The 2,093-nt window shown below is 64.8% G+C and carries 1 protein-coding gene; it reads right to left on the reverse strand.

The window, feature by feature from the left end; genetic code table 11:
• Window positions 1–2,093: pyruvate dehydrogenase (acetyl-transferring), homodimeric type (aceE, locus tag L0B83_RS19525; protein WP_234760230.1), on the reverse strand; the 2,093-nt coding region annotated here is incomplete at both ends.

Genomic DNA, 2,093 nt, shown 5'->3' on the forward strand with positions numbered 1-2,093 from the left:
TGGCCCTTTGCTGCGAGGAGTTGGAGGGTTTTGGTGACGATGGAGTGGGTGTCGTTTTTGAAGTAGCGGCGTGCGGCTTGGCGGGTGTCGGAGAATCCGAAGCCGTCGGCGCCGAGGGAGGCGAAGTCGTTGGGGATGAATTGGCGGATTTGGTCTGGGACGGCTTTCATGTAGTCGGTGACGGCGATGACGGGTCCGGTGGCGCCGGCGAGTTGTTGGGTGATGAAGGGGGTGCGGGGTTCTTCGCCGGGGTTGAGGAAGGCGTGTTCTTCGGCGGCGAGTCCGTCGCGTCGGAGTTCGTTCCAGGAGGTCACGGACCAGACGTCGGCGGAGACGCCCCAGTCGTCGGCGAGGATTTTCTGGGCTTCCAGGGCCCAGGGGACGGAGACTCCGGAGGCGAGGATCTGGGACTTGGGGCGGTTCCCGTCCGTCGCCCCGGGGGCGGGGTTCAGGAGGTAGATGCCTTTGAGGAGGCCTTCGGTGTCGAGGTTTTCCGGTTCCGCTGGCTGGCTGATGGGCTCGTTGTACACGGTCAGGTAGTACATGAGGTTCTTGTCAGAACTGTGTTCCCCGTACATGTGTTCGAGGCCGTCGCGGATGATGTGTCCGATTTCGTAGCCGTAGGCGGGGTCGTAGGTTTTCACGGCGGGGTTGGTGGAGGCCAGGACGGGGGAGTGTCCGTCGGCGTGTTGGAGTCCTTCGCCGGTGAGGGTGGTCCGTCCTGCGGTGGCGCCGATGATGAAGCCGCGGGTCATTTGGTCCGCGGCGGCCCAGAACGCGTCGCCGGTGCGTTGGAAGCCGAACATGGAGTAGAAGACGTAGATCGGCACGAGGGGTTCGCCGTGGGTGGCGTAGGCGGTGCCGGCGGCGGTGAACGCGGCGACGGCGCCGGCTTCGTTGATGCCGGGGTGGATGAGTTGCCCGGCGGGGGATTCTTTGTAGGCCAGGACGAGGTCGCGGTCCACGGAGAGGTAGTTCTGGCCTTTGGGGTTGTAGATCTTCGCGGTCGGGAAGAACGCGTCCATCCCGAAGGTGCGTGATTCGTCCGGGACGACCGGGACGAAGCGGTGGCCGAAGTTCTTGTCCCGCATGAGGTCTTTCAGGAGCCTGACGAAGGCCATGGTGGTGGCGGCCTGCTGCTTGCCGGAGCCGCGTTTGGCGACCTCGTAGGCTTTCGCGTCGGGCAGGGTGACCGGGGTGTGGGTGTGGCGGCGTTCCGGGACGGGCCCGCCCAGGGCCGCGCGGCGGTCCATCATGTACTGGATTTCCGGGGCGTCCATGCCGGGGTGGTAGTACGGGGGACGGTACAGGTCGGTTTCGAGCTGTTCGTCGGTGATGGGGATGCGCAGGTGGTCGCGGAAGGCCTTGAGGTCCTCCATGGTGAGTTTCTTCATCTGGTGGGTCGCGTTGCGGCCCTCGAAGTGGGGTCCGAGCCCGTAGCCCTTGACGGTCTTGGCCAGGATCACGGTGGGTTTGCCCTTGAACTCGACCGCGGCTTTGTATGCGGCGTAGACCTTGCGGTAGTCGTGGCCGCCGCGTTTGAGGTTCCAGATCTGGTTGTCGTCCAGGTCCGCGACCAGGTCCTTGGTGGCCGGGGTTTTCCCGAAGAAGTGTTCCCGGACGAACCCGCCGGACTCGGCCTTGTAGGTCTGGTAGTCCCCGTCGACGGTTTCGTTCATGATCTTCACCAGCGACCCGTCAGTGTCGCGGGCGAGCAGATCGTCCCATTCCCGGCCCCAGACGACCTTGATCACGTTCCAGCCCGCGCCGCGGAAGAACGCTTCCAGTTCCTGCATGATCTTCCCGTTGCCCCGCACCGGGCCGTCCAGGCGCTGGAGGTTGCAGTTGATCACGAAGTTCAGGTTGTCCAGGTTCTCGTTCGCTGCCAGCTGCAGCAGGCCCCGGGACTCGGGCTCGTCCATTTCCCCGTCACCCAGGAACGCCCAGACCTGCTGGTCCGAGGTGTCTTTCAGGCCCCGGTCGTGCAGGTACCGGTTGGACTGGGCCTGGTAGATCGCGTTCATCGGGCCGATGCCCATGGACACGGTCGGGAATTCCCAGAACTCCGGCATCAGCCGCGGGTGCGGGTACGA

The sequence above is a fragment of the Arthrobacter alkaliphilus genome (assembly GCF_021483235.1).
Lineage (GTDB): Bacteria > Actinomycetota > Actinomycetes > Actinomycetales > Micrococcaceae > Arthrobacter > Arthrobacter alkaliphilus.